Below are 25,260 nucleotides of genomic sequence, written 5' to 3' on the forward strand. Positions count from 1 at the left end.
GCTCCAGGGCGGTTTTTTCATGTCTCGATACCTGTGGTCGGCTCAGGCGAGGTAGGTGACCTTGCCCGTGGCGAGGTCATGCATCGCCGCCGCGATCGAGATATCCTTCGCCGCGACCATCTCGCGCAGGATCACGCTGCGCTCCATCAATGCCTGCGCGGCAATGCGAACATTCATCTCCGCCGCAGCCTGCACCAACCTGGCGTTGCTCGATGAGCGCGGCCCCCCGACATCGGACACGGCCAGCACGGCGGGAGTGATGTTGGCGAGCGTCGCGCCGAGATTGCCGATGCGGACATTGTCGACTGCCCCCTTGATCGCACCGCAATCACTATGTCCGAGGATGACGATAAGCTTGGCGCCCGAAACCCTGGTGGCGAATTCGAGACTGCCGATGATGTCGGTGTTGACGAAATTGCCGGCAATGCGCGCGACAAAGAGATCACCGATCCGCTGATCGAACACGAGTTCCACGGGCACGCGGGAATCGATGCAGCCCACGACCGCGGCAATCGGCGCCTGAGCCGCTGTCGTGGCCCTGACCTGGCTCATCAGGTCGCAGTTGATGGTTTTCCCGGCGAGGAAGCGCTCCTGCCCCTCGCGCAGTCGCTCCAGCGCTGCCTCCGGCGTCTTTGCTTCCTGCCGTTCCCGGGAGAACACCTCGCAGGCGCTTCCGGGCGCCATCTGTGCGAAAGCATTGGTCGCGGCAAATCCGGCGGCTGCCGACAGGCAGCCGCAAAACATCCGTCTCGAAAGCATCCTATAGCCCCCCGCGCCAGTCGCCCGACCGCCCGTACGCCGCGGCAGGCGACTTTACCGCAGTAACCTTAGGGAAGCTTCCGCAAAAAGCCCGCGAACTGCAGCAACCCGTCGGGCCAGGGACCATGGCCGGATTCGCTGTTGAGATGTCCGCTGTCGCCGGCATCGACGAAGTCGGCGCCCCAGACTTCGGCCAGCGTCCTCGCCTCGTCCTGCGTGCAGTAGGGATCCGTCGCGCTCGAAATCAGGACCGCCGGGAATGGCAGCTTCTCCCGGCGATGGACGGTGAAGTCCTCCTCCATGCCGGGGATCGCCCGCTTGGCGGTCTCCGATGCCGGAGCGACGAGAAAGGCGCCAGCGACCTCGCCGGGCTTCAGGTGCTCGGCCGCGTGAGCGATCGCGCTGCACCCGGCCGAATGCCCCACCAGCACCACCGGCCGCGTCGCAGCGCGGACAGCCGCGATGATGCGGTTCGACCAGGCATCGCGGGCCGGCTTGTACCAGTCGTCCTGCTCGACGAGCTGGGCGGTCGACAGCTTGGCGACCCACCGGCTCTGCCAATGGTCGGGCCCGGAGCCCGACCAGCCGGGGACGATGAGGATATCGGCTTCGGAGGATTTCATGGCTCAGGGCATTCCAGTTAGGTCGTCGACGCCAGCGGCCCGCTCAGGCCTTGCCGAACACGCGCGCGAAGATCGTGTCGACATGCTTGAAGTGGTAGCCCTCGTCGAACATCGCCTCCAGCTCAGCCGCCGAGAGCTTGGCGGTGACCTCGGCATCCTTCTTGAGGTTGGTGAGGAAGTCCTCGCCATGCTCCCAGGTCCGCATCGCATTGCGCTGCACCAGGCTGTAGCTCTCCTCGCGGCTCGCGCCGGCCTGGGTGAGCGCCAGCAGGACGCGCTGCGAATTGTGCAGGCCGCCAAGCCGGTCGAGGTTCTTGCGCATGTTCTGCGGGTAGATCAGCAGCTTGTCGATGACGCCGGTCAGGCGCGCCAGGGCGAAATCGAGGGTCACGGTGGCGTCGGGGCCGATCATGCGCTCCACCGAGGAATGCGAGATGTCGCGCTCATGCCAGAGCGCCACGTTCTCCATGGCCGGTACGACCATGCCGCGCACCAGGCGCGCCAGACCCGTCAGGTTCTCTGTCAGCACCGGGTTGCGCTTGTGCGGCATCGCCGACGAGCCCTTCTGGCCGGGCGAGAAGAACTCCTCGGCCTCGTAGACTTCGGTGCGCTGCAGATGCCGGATCTCGGTCGCGAGGCGCTCGACGCTCGACGCGACGACACCCAGCGTGGCGAAGAACATCGCATGGCGGTCGCGCGGGATCACCTGCGTCGAGACTGGCTCGACAGTCAGGCCCATCTTCTCGGCGACATAGGCTTCGACGCTCGGGTCGATATTGGCGAAGGTGCCCACCGCGCCCGAGATGGCGCAGGTCGCTATCTCGGCGCGAGCAGCGACCAGGCGGTCGCGGCAGCGGTCGAACTCGGCGTAGGCCTGGGCCAGCTTGAGGCCGAAGGTCACGGGCTCGGCATGAATACCATGCGAGCGGCCGATCGTCGGCGTCAGCTTGTGCTCGAATGCGCGGCGCTTGAGCGCGGCCAGCAGCGCATCGACATCGGCGATCAGCAGGTCGGTGGCGCGGGCAAGCTGGACCGACAGCGTGGTGTCGAGGATGTCCGAGGAGGTCATGCCCTGGTGCACGAAGCGCGCCTCGGGGCCGACGATCTCCGCCAGATGCGTCAGGAAGGCGATGACGTCATGCTTGGTGACGCGCTCGATCTCGTCGATGCGCGCGACGTCGAAGGTCGCGTCCTTGGCCTTGGCCCAGATCGTCGCGGCGGCCTCTTTGGGCACCACGCCGAGTTCGGCGAGCTTGTCCGTGGCGTGCGCCTCGATCTCGAACCAGATCCGGAAGCGGGTCTGCGGCTCCCAGATGGAGACCATCTCGGGGCGGGAATAGCGCGGGATCATTGTCTTGTCCTTGCTCTCAAGCGTTCATTCGAACCTTGAAGCCCTCATCCTGAGGAGCAAGGCACCAGCCCTGCGTCTCGAAGGATGCTCCAGAACGCACTGAATCATCCTTCGAGACGCCGCCTGCGCGGCTCCTCAGGATGAGGGCTGGAGGTTCCAGCGTCGTGTCAGACCCAGTCACCGCGGGCGGCTTCAGCCGCCTTGCGGATCGCGGAGATGTTGTCGGCATAGGCGGCAGGCCCGCCCTTGAAGACGGCAGATCCAGCAACCAGCACATTGGCACCGGCCTTGGTAGCCAGAGGCGCGGTCTCGGTCGTAGCCCCGCCGTCGATCTCGAGCTCGATCGGCCGGTCGCCGATCATGGCGCGGACGCGGGCGATCTTGTCGACCACAGAATGGATGAAGCTCTGCCCTCCGAAACCCGGATTGACCGTCATCAGCAGGATCATGTCGACGGAATCGAGCAGCGGCTCGATGGCACTCTCATGCGTGCCGGGGTTCAGCACGATGCCGGCCTTCTTGCCGTGACCGCGAATGGCCTGCAGCGTCCGATGCGGATGCGGCCCGGCCTCGACATGGAAGGTGATGAGGTCGGCACCCGCCTTGGCGAAGGCTTCGACATAAGGGTCGACCGGCGCAATCATCAGATGAACGTCGAAGGGCTTCTTTGTGTGCGGGCGGATCGCCTTCAGCACATCGGGCCCGAAGGTGATGTTGGGAACGAAATGCCCGTCCATGACATCGCAATGGATCCAGTCGGCGCCGGCCGCGTCGATGGCGCGGATTTCCTCGCCAAGCTTCGAGAAATCGGCCGAGAGGATCGAGGGGGCGATACGGATGGGGGCGCTCATGCGGGCGGTTTACCCCCCGCGCGCGCCTACTGCAATCGCATCAGCCTGCTTTTCGGTGCGGTTTCACGGGAAATGACAGGCGCCTGTCGGCTTCCGCGATCTCCTCGGCTGCCTGGGCGAAGGCCGGACGAGACTTCAGCCGCGCAAACCAGTCGGAGAGGTCGCGATGGTCATCGAGCGTGGGACCACCGAGGCGCAGCGAGAACAGCACGGCCATGAACAGCGCGATGTCGGCGCTGGACACCATCCCGCCGAAATACTCGCGGCCAGCGAGACGCTGGTCCAGCACCGCGTAGTGGCCAGCGAGCAGGTCCTCGGCAATCAGCGCATCGGCCTCCTGCGCCGCGCGGCGACTGCGGTCCGGCGATGGCGGGCCCGTGCGGTGCATCAGCGGCTTCAGCGCCGCCAGCAGGATCTCGTCGGCATAGAGTTCGTTGAGCCGGCAGCGCGCGCGCTCGACCGGCGTGGCGGGTAACAGCGGCGGCTGCGGATAGGCCTCTTCGAGATATTCCAGGATGACGGTGGAATCGTAGAGCACGAGGCCGCAATCGGTGAGGATCGGTACCTGCCCTTTGGGGTTGAGCGCCATCACCTCGGGATGCCGCGGGTCGTAGCCGGTGGTCTGGTTGAACGGCACCATGATGCGCTGGAAGGGCAAGCCCTTCTCGCGCAGGGCGATCTCGACCTTGCGGGCGAAGAGGCTGAGCGGCCCGGAATACAAGGTGATCATGCTGCGGCTCCAGTTTTCATAACCGGAGCTTCGCAGCAACCGTCGTCAGGCTCCGTCAGCAGCCTCCCGGCGACGGATGCGGGCAGCGATCCCGCGCAGCAGCCAGGGCAGCAGATAGATCGGGAACTGCGCCAGCGCGAAGAACAGGAAGGTCGATTGCGGCACGCCCGCGCCCAGCGCCGCAACGAGCAGCCCCATGTTGCGCTGTCCCGAGCCGTAGCCGATCATGAAGCGCTCGGAGCGCCGCCACGGCTGAAGCACGAGCCAGCTCGCGGCGATCCCGGCCGCCGCGACCGCGAAGACGCAGCCCAGCACGATCAGCACCTGCCTGGGGTCGGCGATCGCCGCGCGCGTCACCCCGTCCATCGCCGCGATCGCGAAGACGAAATACATCAGCACGCCAAAGCCATCGAGATTGGGCTTCATGGCGCGAATACGTGCCAACCCGAGCCAGCGCCGCAGCACGGTCGCCAGTACCATGCCGCCGCCGACGAACAGCAGCAGGCGCAGCATCAGCGCCCAGCGGTCCAGCGGAACGGCGGCTACCGCGAGCAACTCGACCAGGATCGGCGCGACCAGCGGGCTGATGACGGTCGCGGTGATGACGCTGGCGATGAGCAGCGAGGGCTCGAAACCATAGAGAATGGCGACAGCCGGCGAGGACATGATCGGCGGCGCCGCCGCCATGATCGCGAGCCCGAGCAGTAGCCCCGGATCGAGTGCGTCGCGCCCGACCAGCATGACCGCGCCGCCGATGATCACGGCAGGCGCCGCTATCAGCCAGAGGCAGGTCAGGATCAGCCTGGCCGGGCGGCGCAGCAGTCCCAGCGTAATGCCGATGTCGAGCCGCATGAACACGACGGTGGTGAAGCAGAAGATGGTCACGGGCAGCAATGGCCGCGCCGCCGCCGAAAATTGCGGCAGCGCCAGCCCCAGAAAGATCGAAAGCGCAAAACCTTGCGTGCCGTAGCGGCCCAGCCAAGCAAGGCCGGCGGCGAGGAAAGCTGCGAAGCGCGTAAGCATGGAAGCCTTGAGTCGAACCCGGAAATGGCGCGCACACTGGCCGATCGTCCAACCGGCGTCACCCGCCATCGACGCCGACACGCCCTGCACCAGCAGGAAATTGCGCGAGAACGCGACGATTATCCACCACAACGCCCCGATCGACCGGCACGGCGCAAATCTTGCGAAACTTTCGTCCGAGCACGCAATAAAGGCGTAGCGGCGCTGACTTTACCGGGCAACGCGCTATTTTGCTCGGAGTTGACTGGCAGGAGTTGGTTATGCGGGCGGATACGATCGTTCTCGGCGCAGGCATCGTCGGCATTTCGGTGGCGTTGCATCTCCAGAAGGCGGGCCGTTCCGTCATCCTGATCGACAAGCGCGCTCCGGGCATGGAGACGAGCTACGGCAATGCCGGGCTGATCCAGCGCGAGGGCGTCTACCCCTACGGCTTCCCGCATGATTTCGGTGCGCTCATCCGCTACGCGATGAACAACACCATCGACGCGTCCTACCACTGGAGCGCGATCCCCAAGCTCGCGCCCTTCCTGTGGTCATACTGGATGCATTCGCGCGCCTCGCAGCACGAGAAGATCGCGCACAAATACGCCACGCTGATCGAGCACTGCGTCACCGAGCATGACGCGCTCGCCGCCGAAGCCGGCGCAACCAACCTGATCCGCCGCAATGGCTGGATGAAGGTCTTCCGCACCGCGGCCCAGCAGGATGAGCGCCTCGCCGAGGCCGCGCGCTGGAACCGCGACTTCGGCCTGAACTACAAGCCACTCGACGTAGCCGCCCTGCGGGCGGCCGAGCCGCATCTCGACCAGAGCCTGATCGGCGGCCTGCACTGGACCGACCCGACGACGGTGGTCGATCCGCTGGGACTGTCGAAGGCCTATGTCGCGCGCCTCGAGGAACTCGGCGGCAAGCTGGCAATCGGCGATGCCTCCACGCTCGTGCAGGAAGGCGCCGACTGGAGCGTCACGCTCGCCGACGGCACCAAGGCACAGGCGAAGGACGTCGTCGTCGCGCTCGGACCCTGGGCCGATGTGCTGACCAACAAGCTCGGCTACAGCCTTCCGCTCGCGGTCAAGCGCGGCTATCACATGCACTACAAGCCGCAGGGCAATGCAGTGCTGAACCACCCGGTCCTCGACACGGAGCGCGGCTATTTCCTGGCCCCGATGCTTCAGGGCGTGAGGCTGACAACGGGTGCGGAATTCGCTGAACGCGATGCGCCCAGGACGCCGGTCCAGCTTGCCCGCGCAGAGCCGATCGCGCGCACGCTCTTCCCGCTCGGCGAGCGTGTCGATGCCGAACCCTGGCTCGGCCGCCGCCCCTGCACGCCAGACATGATGCCGATCATCGGCCCTGCGCCGAAGCACCGGAACCTCTGGTTCTCCTTCGGCCATGCCCATCACGGCCTGACGCTGGCAGCCGTCACCGGCCGCATGATCGCCGAGATGGTGACCGGCCAGAAGGTCTTCGTCGACCCGACCCCGTTCTCGGCCGCCCGCTTCGGCTGAAGCCCTCTCGTCATTGCGAGCGAAGCGAAGCAATCCAGTATCGTAGAGCTCTACGTCTCCTTGGATTGCTTCGCTTCGCTCGCAATGACGGCTATTCGCAATGACGCATAGCGATGGTCAGCCCTGCATCACGCGCCCTCGCCTCCCGCCTCGCGACCTGCCACGATCCCGGCCGCTTTCGATTCCAGCTTAAGGTTTCCGTCCCATGGCCCTCGCCAAACCGCCCGTCAAAGACAATGCCTATGCAGCCGCCCTGGCGCTGCTCGATCGCGCCCCGCTCATCGACGGCCATAACGACCTGCCCTATGTGATCCGCAAGGCTGCGGCGAAGGGCGATGTCGGCGCCTATGATCTCACGGCCGTGCATGCCGAGGGCGACACCGACATCCCGCGCATGAAGGCAGGCAAGCTCGCCGGGCAGTTCTTCGCGGCCTATGTGCCGCCGAACTACCCCAAGCCCGCCGGTTTCGCGCTCGCCCAGATCGCGCTGATGCGCGACATCCTGAAGCGCCATGCCGATGTGTTCCGTCCTGGCCTCTCGGCCGACGACGTGACGGCTGCGAAGGCCGAGGGGCGCATCGCCCTGATCATGACGATCGAGAACGGCTCTGCGCTCGACCTCGAACTCGATGCGCTCGACGCCTATTACGGCCTCGGCGTGCGCCTGATGACGCTCTGCCACAACGACACCCACGACTGGTGCGATTCCGCGACCGACGCCCCGCGCCATAACGGCCTCACGGACTTCGGCAAGGATGTCGTGCGGCGCATGAACAAGCTCGGCATGATCGTCGATCTCGCCCATGTCTCGCCGAAGGTGATGCATGATGCGCTCGACGTCAGCAGCACGCCGCTGGTCTGGTCGCACTCGAACTCCTTCACGCTCTGCGACCACCCGCGCAACGTCCCCGACGACGTACTCGACCGCGTCGCCGGCAATGGCGGCATCGTCATGGCGACCTTCGTGCCCGACTTCATCAGCCAGGCCTCGCGCGACTGGCACCGCCCGGCCAAGGACCAGTACGGCAAGACCCCGGAAGGCGTCGATTCCGGCAAGGCCGAGGCCGAAATCACCCGCGTTGCCGGCCCCCGGCCGAAGGCGACCCTGCCGGAATATTGCGAGCATCTCGACTACCTCGCCAAGCGGGTCGGCTACGACCACATCGGCATCGGCTCGGACTTCTTCGGCTGGATCAATCCCGATGGGCTCGAGGACGCCACGACCTTCCCCTCCCTGATCGCCGAGCTGATCCGCCGCGGCTGGTCGGAGGAAAACCTGGAGAAGCTCGCCGGCGGCAACCTGCTGCGCGTGATGCGCGCCGTCGAGAAGGCCGCGGCCTGACCAGCCCCCTGACGTAATGATCGGGCTCGCCCCGATCGTTACCGCCTTCGACTCTCGAAGGCCCCGATCAGGTCATGGACGCTCGCCAGCAAGGCGGGCGGCCATGGCCAAATTGGCTTGACCTGGCGCCTGCTTCCTGTGATTCCCCGGCTTCCGCCGCGCTTTGCCCGGGAATGACGAGTTTACTGCCCATGCCCGGATCCGGCACCGACCACACCCGTCCGCCCTCCGAGGCTCCTGCCCCGGTCATCATTCTCGTCGAGCCACAGATGGCCGAGAATATCGGCATGTGCGCCCGCGCCATGGCTAATTTCGGCCTTTCCGAGATGCGCCTCGTCGCCCCGCGCGACGGCTGGCCGACCGGCGGCGGCCTGAAGAAGGGCGCCACCTCGGCGGCCTCGGGCGCCACCCATATCCTCGAGAACGCCCGGCTCTACGAGACCGCCGCCGAAGCGATCGCCGACCTCAACCATGTGCTCGCGACCACCGCCCGCGAGCGCGGCCAGATGAAGCGCGTTGTAACGCCGGCCGAGGCCATGCCGCCGATCGCGGAACGCATCGGCACGGGCGAGCGAGTTGGCATCCTGTTCGGTCGCGAGCGCATCGGACTGACCAACGAGGAAATCAGCTTCGCCGACGCGATCCTGACCTTTCCGGTCGACCCCGCTTTCGCCTCGCTGAACCTGGCCCAGGCCGTGCTGCTGGCCAGCTACGAGTGGTTCAAGGCGACGGGCGGCGAGCCCCCTTTCCGCGAAAGCCTGCTCTCCCCGCCGGCGACGCGCGCGACCATCCTGTCGATGTTCGACTATCTCGAGGGCGAACTCGACACCTGCGGATTCTTTCCGCCCGGCAAGAAGGCGGTGATGACCGCCAACCTGCGCGACATCCTGCATCGGCTTGCCATGACCGAGCAGGAGGCCCGCACGCTGCGCGGCGTCTTCAAGTCCCTGGCCGAGGGCCCGCGCCGGTTGCGCGTGCCCAAGCCCGACACGGACAAGTAGGCCACAGCCATACCCGTCATTGCGAGCGAAGCGAAGCAATCCAGAATGGGCCGCTCTATGTCTCCTGGATTGCTTCGCTCGCTCGCAATGACATCTCAGGGCGAACAAAAAGGCCGACCCCGAAGGGCCGGCCTTTTTTCGTTCCGGGGGTCTCGGGCCTCAGAACTGGTACTTCATCGTCGCCTTCACGGTGCGGCCGGGCTCGCTGTAGTAGTCGCGGGACTGAGCCAGCACGCCGACAGGAATGCTCACGGCGTCGAAATACTTGCGATCGAAGATGTTGTAGACGCCGACCTGGAACTGGAGGTCGGCAAGCTGCGTCGGCTTCCACCAGGCCGAGGCGTTGAAGACCGCATAGCCCGGGGCCTGGAAGCCCTGCGCCGTGCCTGTGGTCGCCGCAACGTCGTCGCGCGCTGCCGCGAACTTGGCCGAGACTTCGGCACCCCAGACATCGGTGCCGTAGGCGACGGCGACGATGCCCTGCATCGGCGGGATCGAGTTCAGGAACGCGCCGGTCTGCTTGTTGGTGCCACGGGTATAGGCGAACGAACCGCGAGCCAGCCAGTTCGGCGCGAAGGCCCACTGGGCGCTGGCCTCGATACCCTGGATCTCGACCTGTGCGACGTTCTGGTACTGGGTGATGCCACCCTGCGGATAGAGCCCGCCGGGAGCCGCGACCTGCACGTAGTCGATGAAGTTGCGGTAGTTGGTGTGGAAGTAGGTGATCGAGGCACCCAGCGCCTTGTCGCCGAAGCGCACGCCGAGGTCGATGCCATTGCTGGTCTCGGGCCGCAGGGTGGGATCGCCGATGCGCAGATAGGTGCCGACGGCGCCGAAGCGGCCATAGAGTTCGTTGGCGGCCGGAGCGCGGAAGCCCTTCGACCACTGCGCGAAGGCGGTGACGTCCTTCACGAAGGGCGCATTCTTGACGATGTCGTATTCGAGCCGGACCTTCGGCGACCAGGCGGAGTCACTGGAGGACGGCGGCAGGCCGACGGGCTGGGTGCCACCGCTGGTATAGGCCGGAGTGTTCTGCGGCTTCTCCTCATAYCAGTCGAAGCGCACGCCCGGGGTCAGGCGCAGGCGGTTGTCCAGCATCCCGATCTCGTCCTGCACATAGAGACCGACCATGCGGCCATCGATGCGGGGCTGGTCGGCCTGGTTCGTATGCAGGTTGTTGCAGGCCGAGAACGCGCCGGTGTAGGGCCGCTGGCAGTTGTCATAGCCGGCCGAATACTGGTCCAGCTGCGTCGTGCGCAGTTCCATGCCGGCGAGCAGGCTGTGCGAGAACATCCCGGTCTGGAAGTTCTTGATGGCGTGGCCGTTGAAGCCGAAGGCGTCCTGCTCGGTTTCGTTGTTGCGGCCATAGGGGCCGACGACGCTGGTATAGCGATAGCCGTCGATCTTCGAGTTGCGCTTGACGTTCTGCCAGTAGAGCGTGGCATGCGCCTCGTCGATAAAGCCGCCGGGCAGCTTGAAATCGTAGTTCAGCGAGACGCGCTTGCGCTCGACGTCCTCGCCCGTGTCATAGCTGCCGGGACGGAAGTTGCCGGTCGTCGAGACCGTGCTGGTCAGCACGTTGACCTTGTCTTCGCGCTTGAAGAACTCGCCCGTGATACCGAAGCGATGCACCTCGTCGGGCGAGTAATGCTGCGCCTTGGCCAGGAAGCTGTACTGGTTGAAATCAGTCGGATTAGGCGTCGTGCGGGCGGCGCCGATCGTGTCGTTGCTGCCCTTGTTCTCGATCTCGTGGCCATTGCGGAAGCCGCCCTGGAGCAGGAAGTAGGTCTGCTGCATGCGCGCCGCGACGGCAGCGCTGCCGAACCAGGCGTTGTCGGTGCTGTCATAGCCGGTCTTGGCGAGGGCACCGAAATTGCGGTCGCCCTTGATCAGGTCCTTGGGGTCGAGCGTGCGCACGGCCAGTGCGCCACCCAGTACACCACCGCCAAGCGTGGCCGAGCCGCTGCTGCCACGCAGCAGGTCCAGCGTCGAGAGCGCGTCGAAGTCGAACGCGTTGGATGAGCCGCGGTCGATGCGGGTATCGGTCATGAAGGGCTGGCGGATGCCGTCGACCGTGGTCAGCACGCGGGCGCCGTCGAGGCCGCGGATATTGATGCTGTTGTTGATGCGATTGAAGGAGATGCCCGCCTCGACCCTGTTGGACAGCTCGGCGATGCTCTGCACCTGTTGGGCGTCGAGCTGCTCGCGCGTCGTCCGTGTGGTCGTCGGCCCGGCCACGAGAGCGGAGCCGGGCTCGGCGACACCCTGAACATTGATCTGGTCGAGCGTGATCGCGTCCTGCGCGTGCGCTTGTGACGCGACCAGCGCACCGACGAGTGATCCAAGCGCGACGCCGAAGCGCAGCGTGTTTCGATAATGACTCATGCCCAACTGTCCCCGAGCGCCCCGCGAAATATTTCGCAGTTTAGATTTAGAATAAAGTAAGCCGAAGCTACTTGAGCTTCTTGCATTGGGCGTATTTTCTACACATTTCGATGTCAATTTATTTCGCTAAAGCGAGATAACATTAGAGTTATTCTGAATTCAGGCTAAACTCATAGCAACCACCTCAGCGGCAACCGAACTGCTCCCGATCTCGTGATCGCCACAGCGCCGCCGCATCGCCATTCCATGTTGCGAGACGGCCGCGCCGGCATGAAGCTGGCGTCCGTCCTGCTTCGAGTTTTGACCCATGCCCGACCGCCGCAGCTTCATCACGGGCTCCGCCGCGTTTGCCGCTGGCCTGGCCGGCACGCGCCGGCCGGCGAGTGCGGCCGATGTCGATGTGATCATCGTCGGCGCCGGCGCCGCCGGCATCGAAGCGGCGCATGCCTTGCGCGATGCCGGCCGCAAGGCGGTCATTCTCGAGGCCCGGGGACGCGTGGGCGGCCGCGCCTTCACGGATGCCTCTCTTGGCCCCGCCTATGATGCGGGCGCGATGTTCATCCATTGGGCCGAGCGCAACCCCTGGGTCCCGATCGCCAGGAAGCTCGGCATCGAAACGCCGAACGAGCCGAGGGGAAGTGGCTTCAAGGTCTTCGCGGACGGCAAGCCCATGGAGGACGCCGACCGGCAGCGGCGGCGCGGTGCCTTCGGACAGATCGACCGTCGGCTCGAGACCGTGGACCTGTCGAAGCGGGATCTCTCGATCGCCGAACTGCTCGGCGATCTCGGCCCCGACATGGCACCGATCGCATCATCGGGCCTGCTTCTGTCTATCGGCGAGGAATCCGCCCGCATCTCGGCGCGCGATTATCAGCGCCTCTGGGCCGGGGACGATCTCGTCGTACCCTCGGGCTACGGCAACCTCGTCGCGCGTCATGGAGCCGGACTGGACATCCGCCTGAACGAGCCGGTCAGCGCCATCAACTGGGAGGGCTCGGGCGTCACGGTGACCTCGCGGACCGGCAAGCTTCGCGCCAATGCCTGCATCGTCACGGCGCCGGTCGGCGTTCTCAAGGCCGAGGCGATACGCTTCACGCCAAGCCTGCCTGCAGCGACGCGCGATGCGTTGGCGGGCCTGGGGATGGGCGCGCTGACCAAGATCGCGCTCAAGGTCGAGGGCGATCGGTTCGGCATCCCGTCTGGCGCGAGCTTTCTCGAGGCCGGATCGTCCCGGCGGCTGATGAATTTCGACCTGTTCCCCGACGATAAGGACCTGATCATCGGGTATTGCGGCGGCGACTATGCCCGCGAACTCTCTGTCGCCGGCATCGCCGAGGCTCGCGCCCATGTCACCGACCTGCTGGTTCGCATGCTCGGCGGCGACGTCCGCAAGGCCGCGACGGGCTGCTCCTTCCCGGCGTGGTGGACAGATCCTTTTTCACACGGCTCCTATTCGGTCTGCCTGCCCGGCCAGGAGGCCGCGCGCGAAGCGCTCTCCCGCCCGATCGGCGGCAAGATCTTCATCGCGGGCGAGGCTACGGCGGGCGGCGGAGCGATGACCGTGGGTGGCGCAACTCTGGCAGGACGCGCTGCCGCCGCTGCGGTGGCAAGGCTGAAAGCCTGACCGGGCGAGCGGCGGCGAGAGGCGCCTGGTTCACGCCCGCAGGTCCAGCTCCCAGTTCTGCCCGACCAGATCCTTCCCGAAGGAGTGATGCTTCTCTTCCGCGACCAGCCGAAAACCTTCGGCGACATAAATGCCGCGAGCGGCGTGCAGGATATCGTTGGTCCAGAGCACCATGCGGGCATAGCCGGCGTCGCGCGCGAATGAGATCGCCTGCGCGACCAGCGCCTTGCCCAGGCCAAGTCCCTGCGCACGCTTTTCGACCAGCACCAGCCTGAGCTTTGCCACGGCATTGGTCTCCGCGACCACGAGGGCCGAGCCTGCAGGGGCTCCATCGAGTTCGGCGATCAGGCAGCGTTCCCTGCCCGGCTGAAACTCCCGAAGGAATTTTCCGGCGATCTCGGCGACAAACGCCTCGAAGCTGCCATCCCAGCCATAGTCCTCAGCATAGAGCCGGCCATGGGCCGATATCACCCAGCCGATGTCACCGGGCCTGTGTTCACGGATGATGGGAGCCGGCGGCCTGGCGCCGGAGAGCAGCGCCTGCGCGCTCCCCAGCGCGCCGACGAGCCGCGCCTGTTCGGCCCGGCTCAGCCGGGTAAGGACCGCCGCGGCTTGATCGCGCGAAGCGGCATCCAGCGGCGCAAACGCCGCCTGCCCCTCCGCAGTCAGGCGCAGGCTGAGCGCGCGCCCGTCCTCCGGGCTGCGCTGGCGCGCGAGCCAGCCCTGTCCCTCGAAACGTCTCAGGATGCGCGAGAGATAGGCGGGATCGAGATCGAGCGCTTTCGCCAGTTCGCCCGCAAGCCAGCCATCGCGTTGGGCCAACTCATAGAGAACCCGCGCCTCCGTCAGCGCAAAGCCCGATCCATGCAGACTGCCGCCCAGGGCGCCGACCCAGCGCGTATGGAAACGATTGAAGCCGCGGATCGCTGCGACGGCCTGCGTGTCGATCGCTTCATGCATGGTGCCTCCAGAACCTCAGCACAGCGCCATTAATGGACGGAGTCAACTAATTTGACGACATCCCAAATGCACTTCGTTGACGGTGTCTTAACCGCCATCTGGCGCAATCGGCGCTTGGTCCTCTTCTTCAGGCTCAGCCATGCAGGTCGATCTTCTGGCCGGAACTGCCTATCACACCGTCGCCATGGCGCCCCGCAGGCCCACCATCCTCGTCTTCGATTCCGGGCTCGGCGGCCTCAGCGTTCTCCAGCAGACAACGCGCGCCCAGCCCGGCGCGCATATTGTCTACGCGGCCGATGATGCCGGCTTTCCCTATGGCCGCCTGAGCGAGGAGGCGCTCGTCTCGCGCGTGCTGGCCGTGATGGAGCGTCTCGTCGCTCGCTTCCATCCCGATCTCGTCGTGATTGCCTGCAATACGGCCTCGACGCTCGTACTCCCAGCCTTGCGCGCCCGCTTCGCCATCCCTTTCGTCGGCACCGTCCCGGCCATCAAGCCGGCCGCGGCCTCGACCCGCTCGGGCCTGATCTCAGTGCTGGCGACACCGGGCACCGTCGCGCGCGACTACACGCGCGGGCTGATCGAGACCTATGCCGGCCATTGCGAGGTCACCCTGGTCGGCTCCACGAAGCTGGCCGGCCTCGCCGAGGCGGCGCTGAAGGGCGAGCCCGTCGACGACTCTGCGATCCTGGCCGAAATCATGCCCTGCTTCGTCGCGCGCAATGGCGCCCGCACCGACGTGGTCACGCTGTCCTGCACACATTATCCCCTGCTGCTCGAGCGCATGAAGCGGCTGGCGCCCTGGTCCGTCGATTGGATCGACCCCGCGCCGGCGATCGCGCGTCGCGTCAGGCAGTTGCTGGAGCCCGACCTGCGCGAGAACACGGAGATCGCCGGCGGGGCCGTCGCGGTCTTCACCAGCGGCGCGGGAATCACCGGCCCGTTGCGCATAGCGCTGGCGGGCTACGGCCTGGCCCAGGTGGCGATCGAATCGATGCCGATCGCGAACTGACCAAGAAATCCCGGCAATCTTCGCGCGACATGGACCGGGAAACGACGCTTCCGGTTTGACAAACCGTGCCGCACATGGTTCTAGGCATCCGTCGCGCGGGCCCAAAAGGCCCGCGCGGCTTTTTCCGCACCCGTGATCCACTCGTAAGAGCCGGATCTGTCGCCCCGGAAACGGGGAACAGGAGGGCGCGGTCCTCACTCGCGAACTCAAGAGGACACGCGATATGTCAAAGCGCCACGAGGCGAAATACAAGATTGACCGCCGTCTCGGTCAGAACATCTGGGGCCGCCCGAAGTCCCCGGTCAACCGTCGTGAATATGGCCCCGGCCAGCACGGCCAGCGCCGCAAGGGCAAGCCTTCCGACTTCGGCACGCAGCTGCGCGCCAAGCAGAAGCTCAAGGGCTACTACGGCTCGATCTCCGAGAAGCAGTTCCGCCGCTACTACGCCGAGGCCATCCGTCTCAAGGGCGATTCGGGCGAGAACCTGATCGGCCTGCTCGAGCGTCGCCTGGACGCCGTGATCTACCGCGCCAAGTTCGTCCCGACGGTCTTCGCTGCCCGCCAGTTCGTCAACCACGGCCACATCACCGTCAACGGCAAGCGCGTCAACATCGCGTCGTACCAGGTGAAGCCGGGCGACGTGATCGCGGTCAAGGAGAGCTCGCGCCAGCTCGCCATCGTCATCGAGTCGGCCCAGCTCGCCGAGCGTGACGTGCCCGACTATCTCGACACCGACCACAACAAGTCGACCGCCACCTACACCCGCACCCCGACGCTGACGGACGTGCCCTACGCGGTGCAGATGGAACCGAACCTGGTCATCGAGTTCTACTCTCGGTAAGTAGCTCGAAGCGGGCAGAAATATCCGTTACATATCAAATACTTGGGGGATGGCGATAAATTGCCCTCCCCCACACGCCACCCCACACGTTTCCCCCCTCACGTTTTTGTGGGCGCATCTTCGGCCCGGTTGTTGAGCCTTCGCTCCAACCCGCCTACGCTTCCCAGCGTGACCTCTATCCCGCCCGCTTGGACGCACTTTCACCCCGCCTCTCTCAAGGCGCTCCTAGAGCCGCCCGGCAGTGTCCCGCAGGCTCTACGCCCCCCCCCTGCAACGCCCCCGTGGAGGCTGCGTTCAGGTCCCCATGGTCCATGCCGCGAGGCTCTTGCTAGCCCTTTCCGTGGAGAAAGTACGGGCTTGCGCTCACTCCTGCCGGAGCCCTGACCCTACCTGCCGGAGTTCGCCATGGTGTCGCGGGCTCTCCGGCCGCTGACTTGGTTGGGGCTTTTGAAGAGCCGGAAGGAGAAGAGGAAGTCGGGCTGGTGGTCCGACGAGGATTTCCGGAAGGGCGAGCTATTCGGGCAGTTGCTGGGGTTTGAGGTAAGGATGCAGGGTGCAAAGGGCTCGCGGCACTGAGTAGGTGCTTCTTGGTGTCCAACTGGTGTTCGTAGGCAGATCAACCAAGGAGCTGGTGACTTCGATGAACGGTGTTCTCAGATACGGAGGCAGCGCATCCTCCCCCGTGATGCCCGTCGGGGCCAACTTCGTTGGCGCTGGCATGAACATGCTGTCGCTTGGCTGCACCCCGATTGAACTGCTTTCCAATGACGGCAATGACGTGGTCATCGGGACTGCGACGGGTTTCTTTTGGAAACGCAACGCTCAGCCGTTCCTTGTTACGAACTGGCATGTTGTTTCGGGCCGCAACTCATTCACCGAGGAACTTAACCCAAAAGGCTTTATTCCGAGGAAGCTGAGGTTTTACGGCTTTTCCGTCGCAACAAGCTCCGGAGTGGTTACTTTCAAGCGCGTTCGATGGGAACTCCGGTGGGACGAGAATATGGTGGAGCTGCTATCGAAGCCACCGCAATACGCAGGACAAAGCATTGACATATGGGGGACACCGATCCCCCCAGAGGCAGTGTTTGGCAAGGAACCAACAAGGACAGGTTTCAAGGGGGCTGAAGAGGCTACCTGTTTTCTTAGCGATCACGACGGACAACGCATCGTGACCAATGTCGGAGATGATTGCTTTGTCCTTGGATATCCATTGAAAAACTATGACGGGCTCATGCCTCCAATCTGGAAACGTGGCTCAATCGCATCGGAGACGGTCATCGGCGTTGATGGGCGCCCCATCTTTCTAGTGGATGCTGCGACAACCGAGGGGATGTCCGGCTCACCGATCATCCGCAAAGCTATAACGATCACCGCCGACAACAAGGACATCGGCGCAATACAAGAGTTTTCAACCTACGAGTTGGTAGGCGTGTACGCTGGTCGCCTCGAAAGTTCAGATTTGGCTGTTGTGGGCCTCGGCTATGGCTGGCATCGGACCATGATCGACGTCGCGCTCGATCAATATAACTTCCCGCCTCCAACTGCGGAGATGAACTCTTCTCCTACTTTGTAACCATTGCCGCCGACTATTTGGCCGAAAATCTGAAAGCCTTTCCCTCTCCGGCCGCTTCCCGCCCCCCCGTGGCCCCCTCGCATTTTCCTGTAGGCCAACATCACGACAGCCTGACGGGGAAATCGAAGGTGAAAAACAACAGATCGCCCGCCGAGTGTGGTGCTCAGCGGGCATTGGTATTGTCGGTGCAGTCACTGCACCAGAGGCGTTGCGCAGCACCTGTTGCGCCTAATTGCGTAGACTACCGCAAGGACAGCCCCGTCACCACGGTAAACGGCATCGCAGCCGGAGGGGGACGGTAGCGGCCGAACCTTGGGCCAACGGTCTCGCTCTCTATGACGGTCAACTTCGCGGCGGCCCCCAGCGTGGCCCGTAGCGCGACCGTGTCGGAACCCGCATGGCTCATCATCAGGATGGTGTCGGAAGAATGCCCGCGCTCCAAGAGGACACGGGCGGCAGAGAGGAATGGAGTGCGGGAGGTGGTGACGACCTCGCCGTCTAGGCGGGCCTCGTAGCGTTGGCCTTTCGCGGTGGTCTTGGTGAGCGAGATGGTGATGTGAAGAGACATAGACGTGTTCTTTCCCCCGGCGCAGCGAGACGCCGAGATTGAGGTCATGATGATAGGGTGATGAGCGGGGGCGTCCGGTCGCTAAGCGGCGACGCCGATTGCTGTAAGGAGCTCGGCAGGGGTGACGCCCGCCCGCTCTGCGATCTCCGCGAAGTGTCGCCGGGCCGCATCTTGCGATGCCTGCGGTTCTGTCGGTGACGTGGTGATACGCATTCCCGAGAGGGCAGCTAGCGCCATAAGGTCCCGTATCCCCGCATCCGGCGCTTTAGTGAAAAGCGTGACCAACTCGTCATCCGTGAAGGGGCGCGGCTCGTCATCGTCAGTCTCGTCATCGAACACCGCCTTGAGTGCTTGCCCTTTCTGGACCTTCGGGATGTCCTGCTCCTTCCACGGATTGCCGCCTTTCGGGGCGAAACCCTTGCCCGCTAGCCAATCCCAATAGGTCGAGAGGGCGGCCAAGATGTCCCGCATACGGGCTGGGCTGAGCTTCTGCTTGTGGAGGGAACTGACATAGCGCCCCGCCACAACCCGCGTGACGCTCTGCACCGTCGAGCCAAGCCCTTCGCCCCCGAGCCACAACGCGAACGTATCGAGGATGGCTCTGTATTCCATGACCGTGCGCGGAGCACGTACCGTGCCCCTCTTGCCCGGCTCGGACAGCCAAGTCTCCACATTCAGCTTCAGCGGCGTTGCTCGGCCCATCGCGATGTCGGCAAACGCCTTCGCCCGGTCCCTGCCCTCCTCGGCAGCAATCTCTTCGCCCCGCGCCTCTACCGTCTCGCGGACGATGTCCTCCGCAAGGTCTACCTCGACGACAAGCTCGGCGCCCGTGGCGGGGTCCCAAACGGTTTCCGGCCGATAGACCGATCCGCCCGGTTTCCGAACGCTTTCCATCTGCTCCCGATAGGCCAAGGCTTCCGCCGTTACGGGGTCGGTGTCAGCGTTGCGGCGGCAAGCAGCATCAATCCGGGCATGAAGCTCCAGCAGCGCCTTCGGCAGCCGCGCCTTCGCAACGTGTTTGTCTCGCGTTCCGAGGCCCTTTTTCAGGCGCTTCGCTCCGACCGCCTCACGCTTAGAAGCCGGCACATCCACCACCGCAGAGAACCCCTGCCGACGCAGTTCAAGGTATCCAGCGACCGTCGCCACCCCACACGCTCCCCCACACGTTTCACCCCACACGCATATCAAAAAGCCTTTATGCGTCAATAGGTTCAATGGGTTAGGTGGGCCGCAAATCGAGTTCTACTCGCGCTGATCCAACCTGGCAGGTTCTTCCTGCAAGGCACTGATCGGAATCAAGAAAGGGCGGCTCGCAGGAGCCGCCCTTTTTCTTTGCCTACGCGCGATGGTCTAGCCTTCACAGATGCGAGCCGGCCTCATCGCGGAAGAGATAGCAGCCGAGGCTCAAGCCGCCGATCAGGATCGAGATCCCATAGGGGCCGAACAGGCAGAAGAGGAAGACTGATGCAATGAAGCCTCGCATCAGCCAGATGGACCAGGGTGCCTTCATGGCTCACCTCCTTTGCGAGAACGTCAGTCTAGCCTAGGGAGCGCGGGATGAACTCAATTTGAACGACTATAGTAAACGTTTGTTATCATTCGATTTTCAGCGTTTACCACGCCTCCGGACCACCTCAATTTGACCGCAGATAAACCCCAGGTACTGCCGCCCGGATGACAAAAAGGGCGGCTCCGGAGAGCCGCCCCTTGGGTGACATGCAAAAGGCTGCGGTCAGTCGCGACGGTCGCGGTCGCGCTCGCGGTCTCCGTCGCGCCAGCGCTGCGAACCGCGCTCGCCATCGCCGCGCCAGTCCCGACCACCGCCACGGCGCTCTTCCCAGCGCTCGTGCATTTCGCGGAAGCGCTCACGCCCTTCAGCCATCGTCTCGCGCACCGCACGACGGGCGACCGTCTTCTGCTGGTCGCTCAGCGTCTGCCAGAGCGGACGGACCGCATCGGCCATTTCCTTGGACCGCGCCGCGCGCTCGCCCTGGCTGGTCGAGATCGCATCGAGCCGCTCCATCAGGTCGGCATGGCGCAGGGACTCGCGCTGCTCGCGCATCGCGGTGGCGCGCTCGCTGCGCTGCTGCGCCCGCTGCTTGATCAAGCCCTCGACCTTGTCGAACAGCGGCACCTGCTCGGGCTTGAGCTTCATGTCCTCGCGCAGCTTGGCGAGGCGCTCTGTCATCCGGGCCTGCGCCTGTTCCGCACGGCGTTCACGCGCTTCGGTCCGGCGCTGATCGCGGGTCTCGGAGCGCTCCTGCCGGGTCGCATCGCGGTCTCCGCCACCTGCCTGCGGCAGAGGCTGCGGCTGGGCGATCGCGAAGGTCGCGGCCAGCGCGGCAACCGACGAAGCGGCAATCAGGGCAATGCTTTTCATGCGGGGGTCTCCCAAAAATGCAAACCAACCGTCATTGAGAGGGTCTCGAGGCCGGTTCGCGATGACGTCACGATGAGGGGTCCACCGTGACCCTTCGATGGCGCAAGCATGAAAGAATCGTAATGTGCCGCGGCCGTGCGGGCCAGTGGGTTCTTGGCCCCTTGTGAGATAGGCCGCCCGCCTTGGGGCGTCGCAGCGCCGGCACGCCGATCCTTCGCCCGAATGTGCCAGTTCGCTGTTTGCGCAATGGCTCGAAAGGAAGCCTTTACCCGAATGGCCTAGTCCTATTGGCAGATATCGATCGAAGCCTCGCCGGGAGGGGCCAAGGGATTGCTCGCAATGCGCGAAGTCCTATTCGGAACCTGCATGGCGATTGTGATGGCGGGAACCGCCCTTGCGATCGCAGCCTGGCCAGTCGCAGGCCGCCCGGTCGCCGCGCTGTTTCCGGACGACACCGGCTCGCGTGCCGGCATCTCCACCATCGCCCAGGCGGATGGCCGACTGCTGGATGTGGTCGGCAGCCCCTCCTGGATCATCAGCGTGAGCCCGCACCGCGACTATGCGTCGTCGCTTTATCGGCTCGGAGCCTGGCTGGTCATCGACGCGCGGATGGCCATCCTCTGTTTCGGAAATAGAGGCAAGACGACAGCATGAGACATGTCGAGATCCTGCGTGCCCGCTTCGGCGCATTCCTGGTCGCGTGGATCTGGGCCAATGCCGCACTGCTTGCGGGTGTAGGCTTGCTTCGTGAGTCGACCAACACCTTCGCCGCCGTCGTCTCCGGCAGCACCCTCGCCATTGTCGCGACGACCAGTTGGTTGCTGCTAGGGTCCGACTGGCGCAACCGGCAGCTGTCGTCGATCATCGTGATCGGCCAGGTGATGATGCTGGTCGCTGCCCTGGCCGGCCATCCCTACCAGGTCGAGATGCATCTCTATTTCCTGGCTGTCCTGGCGATTTTGTCGGGCTGGCTCGACTGGCGCATCTTCCTGTCGGGCACGATCGCCATCGCGATCCACCATGCTGGCCTGAGCCTTTTGAACTCGGCCGCGGTCTTCCCCGGCGGCAACGACCTGAACCGCGTCCTGATCCACGCGGGCATCGTCATCGTGGAGGCTGCGGCGCTCGGCTGGATCGCGGTGCATTTCAAGGACGCGCTGGAGCGGTCAGAGGCTGAACGGGAGCAGGCTGACCACGCGCGCGCCGTCGCGGAGCAGGCCAAGGCCGATCTGGTGAAAGCCACAGCCGAAGCGACCGAAATCCGCAAGGCTACGCTGACCATCGTGGCTGACGCATTCGAGACCGAGATCGCGTCGATCGCGAACGATGTGCTGTCGTCGATTGATGCCCTGCGCTGCTCCGCTGGCCAGATGACGACGGGCGCCCGGCTCGTCTCCGAGCATTCCGAGGCCGCCGCGGCCTCGTCCCAGCAGGCATCCTCGAATGTCATCGCCGTCAACGAGGCAACCGGCGACCTTGCGGGATCGATCGGCGAAATCGAAAGGCGCGTCCTGGAGACCGTCGCGACCGTCGAGGCCGCATCGCGCCGGGTCGACGACGTGCTCTCCACGGTCGACAGGCTCTCGCTGAAGGCCCAGGGCGTCGGCCTCATCGCCGACACCATCTCCGAGATCGCGGGCCGCACCAACCTGCTGGCGCTGAACGCATCGATCGAGGCCGCCCGTGCCGGTGAATATGGTCGCGGCTTTGCCGTGGTCGCAGGCGAGGTCAAGGCGCTGGCCGGCCAGACCGCAGCGGCGACGGGCGAAATCCAGGACCAGATCCAGGCCATCCGCAGCTCGAGCGGAGAGGCCGTCGAGGCGATCGACGCCATGAACCGGACAATAGCGACGCTTCGCGAGATCGCGAACGCCGTGTCCTGCGTCGTCGAGCAGCAGAACGCGGCGACCCAGGGCATTGCCGCCAATGTCGGCGAGGCCGCCCACCAGACAGTGACGGCCTCCGGCAACATCCGCCTCGTCAGCCAGTTCGCCTCCGAGGCCGGCCAGGTCGCCGACTTCGTCGCCTTGTCTGCAGACAACCTCGCGACGAAAGCGACCGAGCTTCAGGGCGCCGTCGACGATTTCCTGGGTCGCATCCGCGCCGCCTGAGACGACCGCCCATTGCCCGCATGAGCCAAAGCGCGCTATGGCCGGGCGATGTCGACCGATGATTTCCTCGCGCGCTTCGGCGCTTCCGGCCAACGCCAGCCCGACCCCGTGGCCGCCGCGCAGTCGGGCATGCGCAACGCCCTGCCCAAGCGCTTCTATGAGAAGGCCTCGGTGCTCGAGCGTGATGGCCTGTTCCATGTCGCACTCGACGGCCGCACGGCCCGCACCCCGGCGCGCAACCCGCTTGCCGTGACCTCGCGCCCTGTCGCCGAGGCGCTCGCCGCCGAATGGCACGCGCCGAGCGAGAAGATCGATCCTGCGAGAATGCCGCTGACGCGGCTGGTCAACTCGGCGCTCGACGGCGTCGTCGACCAGCACATCGCGGTGCGCGCCGAGATCGTGCGCTATGCCGGCAGCGACGCGCTCTGTTATCGTGCCGCCGAGCCCGACACGCTCGTCGCGCGCCAGTCCGAGGTCTGGGACCCGATCCTGGACGAGGTCTCGCAGCGCCTTGGCGCCCGTTTCGTTCTCGCGCAGGGCGTGACCTATGCCGAGCAGCCGGCCGCCACGTTGGACGCCGTTGCCAGCCGCGTCCAAGCCATCCCCGCCCCGCTTGCCCTTGCGGGCGCCCATAACGTCATGACGCTGACCGGCTCGACGATCCTGACGCTGGCCCTCGCCGACGGCCTTTGTGACGCCGACGCCATCTGGGATGCAGCCCATCTCGACGAGGATTTCCAGATCGCGATCTGGGGCCAGGACGAGGAAGCCGCGGAGCGCCGCGCGATCCGGCGCACCGAGTTCGATGCTGCGGCGCTGCTGCTGAAGCACGGCTGAGCGATCCCTCGGCCTTCATCGACGGATGACGGTGATGGACAGCCCGCGTTCCTCCGCTTAATCCGGAACGAGCATTTCGTCCGCTTCCGGGGCTTCGCCATGAAAGACATACTCGACCAGCTCGAAGATCGTCGCGAAGGCGCGCGGCAGGGCGGCGGCGCCCGCCGCATCGACGCCCAGCACAAGCGCGGCAAGCTGACAGCGCGCGAACGCATCGAACTCCTGCTCGACCGCGACTCCTTCGAGGAGTTCGACATGTTCGTGCAGCATCGCTGCGTCGACTTCGGCATGGACAAGGCGGAAAAGATCCCCGGCGACGGCGTCGTCACCGGCTGGGGCACGGTCAATGGCCGCACCGTCTTCGTCTTCTCCAAGGATTTCACGGTGTTCGGCGGCTCGCTGTCGGAAACCCATGCCCAGAAGATCATCAAGATCCAGGACATGGCGCTGAAGATGCGCGCCCCGATTGTCGGCCTGTTCGATGCCGGCGGCGCCCGCATCCAGGAGGGCGTCGCGGCGCTCGGCGGCTATGGCGAGGTCTTCAAGCGCAACGTCCAGGCGTCCGGCGTCATCCCGCAGATCTCGGTGATCATGGGCCCCTGCGCCGGCGGCGACGTCTATTCGCCAGCGATGACCGACTTCATCTTCATGGTCCGCGACACCTCCTACATGTTCGTGACCGGGCCGGACGTGGTGAAGACCGTCACCAACGAGACGGTGACCTCCGAAGAGCTCGGCGGCGCCAAGGTTCACACCTCAAAGTCCTCGGTTGCCGACGGCTCCTTCGAGAACGATGTCGAGGCGCTGCTGCAGGTGCGCCGCCTGATCGACTTCCTGCCGGCCAACAACACCGCCGGCGTGCCGGAATGGCCGAGCTTCGACGTGCCCGACCGTGTCGACATGAGCCTGGACACGCTGGTCCCGGACAATCCCAACAAGCCCTACGACATCAAGGAACTGATCCTGAAGACGCTCGACGAGGGCGATTTCTTCGAGATCCAGCAGGCTTACGCCAAGAACATCGTCACGGGTTTCGGTCGCATAGAAGGCCGCACTGTCGGTGTCGTCGCCAACCAGCCGATGGTGCTGGCCGGCGTGCTCGATTCCGACGCCTCGCGGAAGGCCGCTCGTTTCGTGCGCTATTGCGACGCCTTCGAGATCCCGATCGTGACGCTGGTCGACGTGCCCGGCTTCCTGCCCGGCACGGCGCAGGAGTATGGCGGCCTGATCAAGCACGGCGCGAAACTGCTCTACGCCTATAGCGAATGCACGGTGCCGCTGGTCACCGTGATCACCCGCAAAGCTTTCGGCGGCGCCTATGACGTGATGGCCTCCAAGCATATCGGCGCGGATGTGAACTATGCCTGGCCGACCGCGCAGATCGCGGTGATGGGCGCCAAGGGGGCGGTCGAGATCATTTTCCGCGGTGGCGATGCGGAGACGATCGCGCGGCAGACCAAGGAATATGAGGACCGCTTCATGTCGCCCTTCGTGGCGGCCGAGCGCGGCTATATCGACGAGGTCATCATGCCGCACGGCACGCGCCGCCGCATCGCACGCGCGCTCGCCATGCTGCGCACCAAGAACGTCGAGCGGCCCTGGCGCAAGCACGACAACATCCCGCTCTAGCGTCATCCCGGAGCCTGCCGGCAGTAAGCGGCCTGCCAAGGCCCGCTTACTGCGTTTCCGACACGATTACGGCAGTGATCGGGGTGGGCCGATGCCGTTTTAGTTGCCTCGCGCCAAGTCCTGCGAAATGATCCCCCTCGTTGCCACGCGCAACC

At 65.1% G+C, this 25,260-nt stretch carries 23 protein-coding genes; 11 read left to right on the forward strand and 12 right to left on the reverse strand.

All coding sequences use genetic code 11. The annotated features are described in order from the left end of the window. Window positions 1-42: 42 nt before the first annotated feature. The 6 genes from AC1D2L_RS19890 to AC1D2L_RS19915 all read right to left on the reverse strand — a co-directional run bounded on the left by AC1D2L_RS19890 (window position 43) and on the right by AC1D2L_RS19915 (window position 5,337). On the reverse strand, window positions 43-759 hold the full coding sequence (locus tag AC1D2L_RS19890) for a carbonic anhydrase (RefSeq protein ID WP_476847630.1): 717 nt from the start codon (window positions 757-759) through the stop codon (window positions 43-45). A 68-nt stretch (window positions 760-827) separates the two neighbouring features. After that, on the reverse strand, window positions 828-1,382 hold the full coding sequence (locus AC1D2L_RS19895) for an RBBP9/YdeN family alpha/beta hydrolase (protein ID WP_476847631.1): 555 nt from the start codon (window positions 1,380-1,382) through the stop codon (window positions 828-830). Window positions 1,383-1,425: 43 nt separating this feature from the next. Further along, window positions 1,426-2,733, reverse strand: a complete 1,308-nt coding sequence (gene purB / locus AC1D2L_RS19900) for an adenylosuccinate lyase (protein ID WP_476847632.1) — start codon at window positions 2,731-2,733, stop codon at window positions 1,426-1,428. 167 nt (window positions 2,734-2,900) lie between these two features. Continuing rightward, entirely contained in the window at window positions 2,901-3,584 is a 684-nt protein-coding gene (gene rpe, locus AC1D2L_RS19905) for a ribulose-phosphate 3-epimerase (RefSeq protein ID WP_476847633.1), read from the reverse strand. Between the two features lie 40 nt (window positions 3,585-3,624). Next, window positions 3,625-4,314: a glutathione S-transferase family protein gene (locus tag AC1D2L_RS19910; RefSeq protein WP_476847634.1), complete on the reverse strand. Its 690-nt coding sequence runs from the start codon at window positions 4,312-4,314 to the stop codon at window positions 3,625-3,627. A 45-nt stretch (window positions 4,315-4,359) separates the two neighbouring features. Then, a complete protein-coding gene (locus AC1D2L_RS19915) occupies window positions 4,360-5,337 on the reverse strand; it encodes a hypothetical protein (protein ID WP_476847635.1) in 978 nt (325 codons plus the stop codon). Window positions 5,338-5,597: 260 nt separating this feature from the next. Here AC1D2L_RS19915 and AC1D2L_RS19920 point away from each other — a divergent pair, with 260 nt between their 5' ends. From AC1D2L_RS19920 to AC1D2L_RS19930, 3 genes are all read left to right on the forward strand, one after another. After that, window positions 5,598-6,845 (forward strand): NAD(P)/FAD-dependent oxidoreductase, encoded by a 1,248-nt coding sequence (locus tag AC1D2L_RS19920; protein WP_476847636.1) that lies wholly within the window; start codon window positions 5,598-5,600, stop codon window positions 6,843-6,845. 205 nt (window positions 6,846-7,050) lie between these two features. Then, complete coding sequence (locus AC1D2L_RS19925) at window positions 7,051-8,187, forward strand: dipeptidase (protein ID WP_476847637.1); 1,137 nt, start codon at window positions 7,051-7,053, stop codon at window positions 8,185-8,187. 191 nt (window positions 8,188-8,378) lie between these two features. Then, window positions 8,379-9,188, forward strand: a complete 810-nt coding sequence (locus AC1D2L_RS19930; protein WP_476847638.1) for an RNA methyltransferase — start codon at window positions 8,379-8,381, stop codon at window positions 9,186-9,188. A 159-nt stretch (window positions 9,189-9,347) separates the two neighbouring features. On the opposite strand, the gene AC1D2L_RS19935 is transcribed toward AC1D2L_RS19930, so the two are convergent. After that, entirely contained in the window at window positions 9,348-11,573 is a 2,226-nt protein-coding gene (locus AC1D2L_RS19935; RefSeq protein WP_476847639.1) for a TonB-dependent hemoglobin/transferrin/lactoferrin family receptor, read from the reverse strand. Window positions 11,574-11,880: 307 nt separating this feature from the next. Here AC1D2L_RS19935 and AC1D2L_RS19940 point away from each other — a divergent pair, with 307 nt between their 5' ends. Then, on the forward strand, window positions 11,881-13,197 hold the full coding sequence (locus AC1D2L_RS19940; RefSeq protein ID WP_476847640.1) for a flavin monoamine oxidase family protein: 1,317 nt from the start codon (window positions 11,881-11,883) through the stop codon (window positions 13,195-13,197). 30 nt (window positions 13,198-13,227) lie between these two features. Here the strand turns inward: AC1D2L_RS19940 and AC1D2L_RS19945 are convergent, their stop codons facing one another. Then, window positions 13,228-14,157 (reverse strand): bifunctional helix-turn-helix transcriptional regulator/GNAT family N-acetyltransferase, encoded by a 930-nt coding sequence (locus tag AC1D2L_RS19945; protein WP_476847641.1) that lies wholly within the window; start codon window positions 14,155-14,157, stop codon window positions 13,228-13,230. 139 nt (window positions 14,158-14,296) lie between these two features. Here AC1D2L_RS19945 and murI point away from each other — a divergent pair, with 139 nt between their 5' ends. From murI to AC1D2L_RS19960, 3 genes are all read left to right on the forward strand, one after another. After that, window positions 14,297-15,166, forward strand: coding sequence for a glutamate racemase (murI, locus tag AC1D2L_RS19950; RefSeq protein WP_476847642.1), 870 nt, complete (start codon window positions 14,297-14,299; stop codon window positions 15,164-15,166). 223 nt (window positions 15,167-15,389) lie between these two features. Beyond that, window positions 15,390-16,007: a 30S ribosomal protein S4 gene (rpsD, locus tag AC1D2L_RS19955; RefSeq protein ID WP_476847643.1), complete on the forward strand. Its 618-nt coding sequence runs from the start codon at window positions 15,390-15,392 to the stop codon at window positions 16,005-16,007. 640 nt (window positions 16,008-16,647) lie between these two features. Next, window positions 16,648-17,580, forward strand: coding sequence for a serine protease family protein (locus AC1D2L_RS19960; protein ID WP_476847644.1), 933 nt, complete (start codon window positions 16,648-16,650; stop codon window positions 17,578-17,580). 241 nt (window positions 17,581-17,821) lie between these two features. Here the strand turns inward: AC1D2L_RS19960 and AC1D2L_RS19965 are convergent, their stop codons facing one another. The 4 genes from AC1D2L_RS19965 to AC1D2L_RS19980 form a co-directional block, all read right to left on the reverse strand. Continuing rightward, window positions 17,822-18,148, reverse strand: a complete 327-nt coding sequence (locus AC1D2L_RS19965) for a hypothetical protein (protein ID WP_476847645.1) — start codon at window positions 18,146-18,148, stop codon at window positions 17,822-17,824. An 81-nt stretch (window positions 18,149-18,229) separates the two neighbouring features. After that, on the reverse strand, window positions 18,230-19,294 hold the full coding sequence (locus tag AC1D2L_RS19970; protein ID WP_476847646.1) for a DUF6538 domain-containing protein: 1,065 nt from the start codon (window positions 19,292-19,294) through the stop codon (window positions 18,230-18,232). A gap of 211 nt (window positions 19,295-19,505) precedes the next feature. Continuing rightward, window positions 19,506-19,658, reverse strand: coding sequence for a hypothetical protein (locus AC1D2L_RS19975; RefSeq protein ID WP_476847647.1), 153 nt, complete (start codon window positions 19,656-19,658; stop codon window positions 19,506-19,508). A gap of 222 nt (window positions 19,659-19,880) precedes the next feature. Beyond that, the gene (locus tag AC1D2L_RS19980; RefSeq protein WP_476847648.1) at window positions 19,881-20,528 is read right to left on the reverse strand and encodes a hypothetical protein; all 648 of its coding nucleotides are present in this window, start codon (window positions 20,526-20,528) and stop codon (window positions 19,881-19,883) included. 339 nt (window positions 20,529-20,867) lie between these two features. On the opposite strand from AC1D2L_RS19980, the gene AC1D2L_RS19985 reads away from it, so the two are divergent. The 4 genes from AC1D2L_RS19985 to AC1D2L_RS20000 all read left to right on the forward strand — a co-directional run bounded on the left by AC1D2L_RS19985 (window position 20,868) and on the right by AC1D2L_RS20000 (window position 25,105). Beyond that, window positions 20,868-21,182, forward strand: a complete 315-nt coding sequence (locus AC1D2L_RS19985) for a hypothetical protein (protein ID WP_476847649.1) — start codon at window positions 20,868-20,870, stop codon at window positions 21,180-21,182. Next, the gene (locus AC1D2L_RS19990; protein ID WP_476847650.1) at window positions 21,179-22,639 is read left to right on the forward strand and encodes a methyl-accepting chemotaxis protein; all 1,461 of its coding nucleotides are present in this window, start codon (window positions 21,179-21,181) and stop codon (window positions 22,637-22,639) included. Before AC1D2L_RS19985 ends, AC1D2L_RS19990 begins: the two co-directional genes overlap by 4 nt. Before the next feature lie 48 nt (window positions 22,640-22,687). Continuing rightward, window positions 22,688-23,476, forward strand: coding sequence for an ATP12 family chaperone protein (locus AC1D2L_RS19995; RefSeq protein ID WP_476847651.1), 789 nt, complete (start codon window positions 22,688-22,690; stop codon window positions 23,474-23,476). Between the two features lie 99 nt (window positions 23,477-23,575). Further along, complete coding sequence (locus AC1D2L_RS20000; RefSeq protein ID WP_476847652.1) at window positions 23,576-25,105, forward strand: acyl-CoA carboxylase subunit beta; 1,530 nt, start codon at window positions 23,576-23,578, stop codon at window positions 25,103-25,105. The last annotated feature ends 155 nt before the right edge of the window (window positions 25,106-25,260 follow it).

The sequence above is a fragment of the Allobosea sp. P1_B10 genome (assembly GCF_056406735.1).

Excerpts from the sequence above, each read along its gene's own strand:
- AC1D2L_RS19890 (WP_476847630.1), bottom strand. The coding sequence starts at position 759 with ATGCTTTCGAGACGGATGTTTTGCGGCTGCCTGTCGGCAGCCGCCGGA.
- AC1D2L_RS19895 (WP_476847631.1), bottom strand. The coding sequence starts at position 1,382 with ATGAAATCCTCCGAAGCCGATATCCTCATCGTCCCCGGCTGGTCGGGC.
- purB (WP_476847632.1), bottom strand. The coding sequence starts at position 2,733 with ATGATCCCGCGCTATTCCCGCCCCGAGATGGTCTCCATCTGGGAGCCG.
- rpe (WP_476847633.1), bottom strand. The coding sequence starts at position 3,584 with ATGAGCGCCCCCATCCGTATCGCCCCCTCGATCCTCTCGGCCGATTTC.
- AC1D2L_RS19910 (WP_476847634.1), bottom strand. The coding sequence starts at position 4,314 with ATGATCACCTTGTATTCCGGGCCGCTCAGCCTCTTCGCCCGCAAGGTC.
- AC1D2L_RS19915 (WP_476847635.1), bottom strand. The coding sequence starts at position 5,337 with ATGCTTACGCGCTTCGCAGCTTTCCTCGCCGCCGGCCTTGCTTGGCTG.
- AC1D2L_RS19920 (WP_476847636.1), top strand. The coding sequence starts at position 5,598 with ATGCGGGCGGATACGATCGTTCTCGGCGCAGGCATCGTCGGCATTTCG.
- AC1D2L_RS19925 (WP_476847637.1), top strand. The coding sequence starts at position 7,051 with ATGGCCCTCGCCAAACCGCCCGTCAAAGACAATGCCTATGCAGCCGCC.
- AC1D2L_RS19930 (WP_476847638.1), top strand. The coding sequence starts at position 8,379 with ATGCCCGGATCCGGCACCGACCACACCCGTCCGCCCTCCGAGGCTCCT.
- AC1D2L_RS19940 (WP_476847640.1), top strand. The coding sequence starts at position 11,881 with ATGCCCGACCGCCGCAGCTTCATCACGGGCTCCGCCGCGTTTGCCGCT.
- AC1D2L_RS19945 (WP_476847641.1), bottom strand. The coding sequence starts at position 14,157 with ATGCATGAAGCGATCGACACGCAGGCCGTCGCAGCGATCCGCGGCTTC.
- murI (WP_476847642.1), top strand. The coding sequence starts at position 14,297 with ATGCAGGTCGATCTTCTGGCCGGAACTGCCTATCACACCGTCGCCATG.
- rpsD (WP_476847643.1), top strand. The coding sequence starts at position 15,390 with ATGTCAAAGCGCCACGAGGCGAAATACAAGATTGACCGCCGTCTCGGT.
- AC1D2L_RS19960 (WP_476847644.1), top strand. The coding sequence starts at position 16,648 with ATGAACGGTGTTCTCAGATACGGAGGCAGCGCATCCTCCCCCGTGATG.
- AC1D2L_RS19965 (WP_476847645.1), bottom strand. The coding sequence starts at position 18,148 with ATGTCTCTTCACATCACCATCTCGCTCACCAAGACCACCGCGAAAGGC.
- AC1D2L_RS19975 (WP_476847647.1), bottom strand. The coding sequence starts at position 19,658 with ATGAAGGCACCCTGGTCCATCTGGCTGATGCGAGGCTTCATTGCATCA.
- AC1D2L_RS19980 (WP_476847648.1), bottom strand. The coding sequence starts at position 20,528 with ATGAAAAGCATTGCCCTGATTGCCGCTTCGTCGGTTGCCGCGCTGGCC.
- AC1D2L_RS19985 (WP_476847649.1), top strand. The coding sequence starts at position 20,868 with ATGCGCGAAGTCCTATTCGGAACCTGCATGGCGATTGTGATGGCGGGA.
- AC1D2L_RS19990 (WP_476847650.1), top strand. The coding sequence starts at position 21,179 with ATGAGACATGTCGAGATCCTGCGTGCCCGCTTCGGCGCATTCCTGGTC.
- AC1D2L_RS19995 (WP_476847651.1), top strand. The coding sequence starts at position 22,688 with ATGTCGACCGATGATTTCCTCGCGCGCTTCGGCGCTTCCGGCCAACGC.
- AC1D2L_RS20000 (WP_476847652.1), top strand. The coding sequence starts at position 23,576 with ATGAAAGACATACTCGACCAGCTCGAAGATCGTCGCGAAGGCGCGCGG.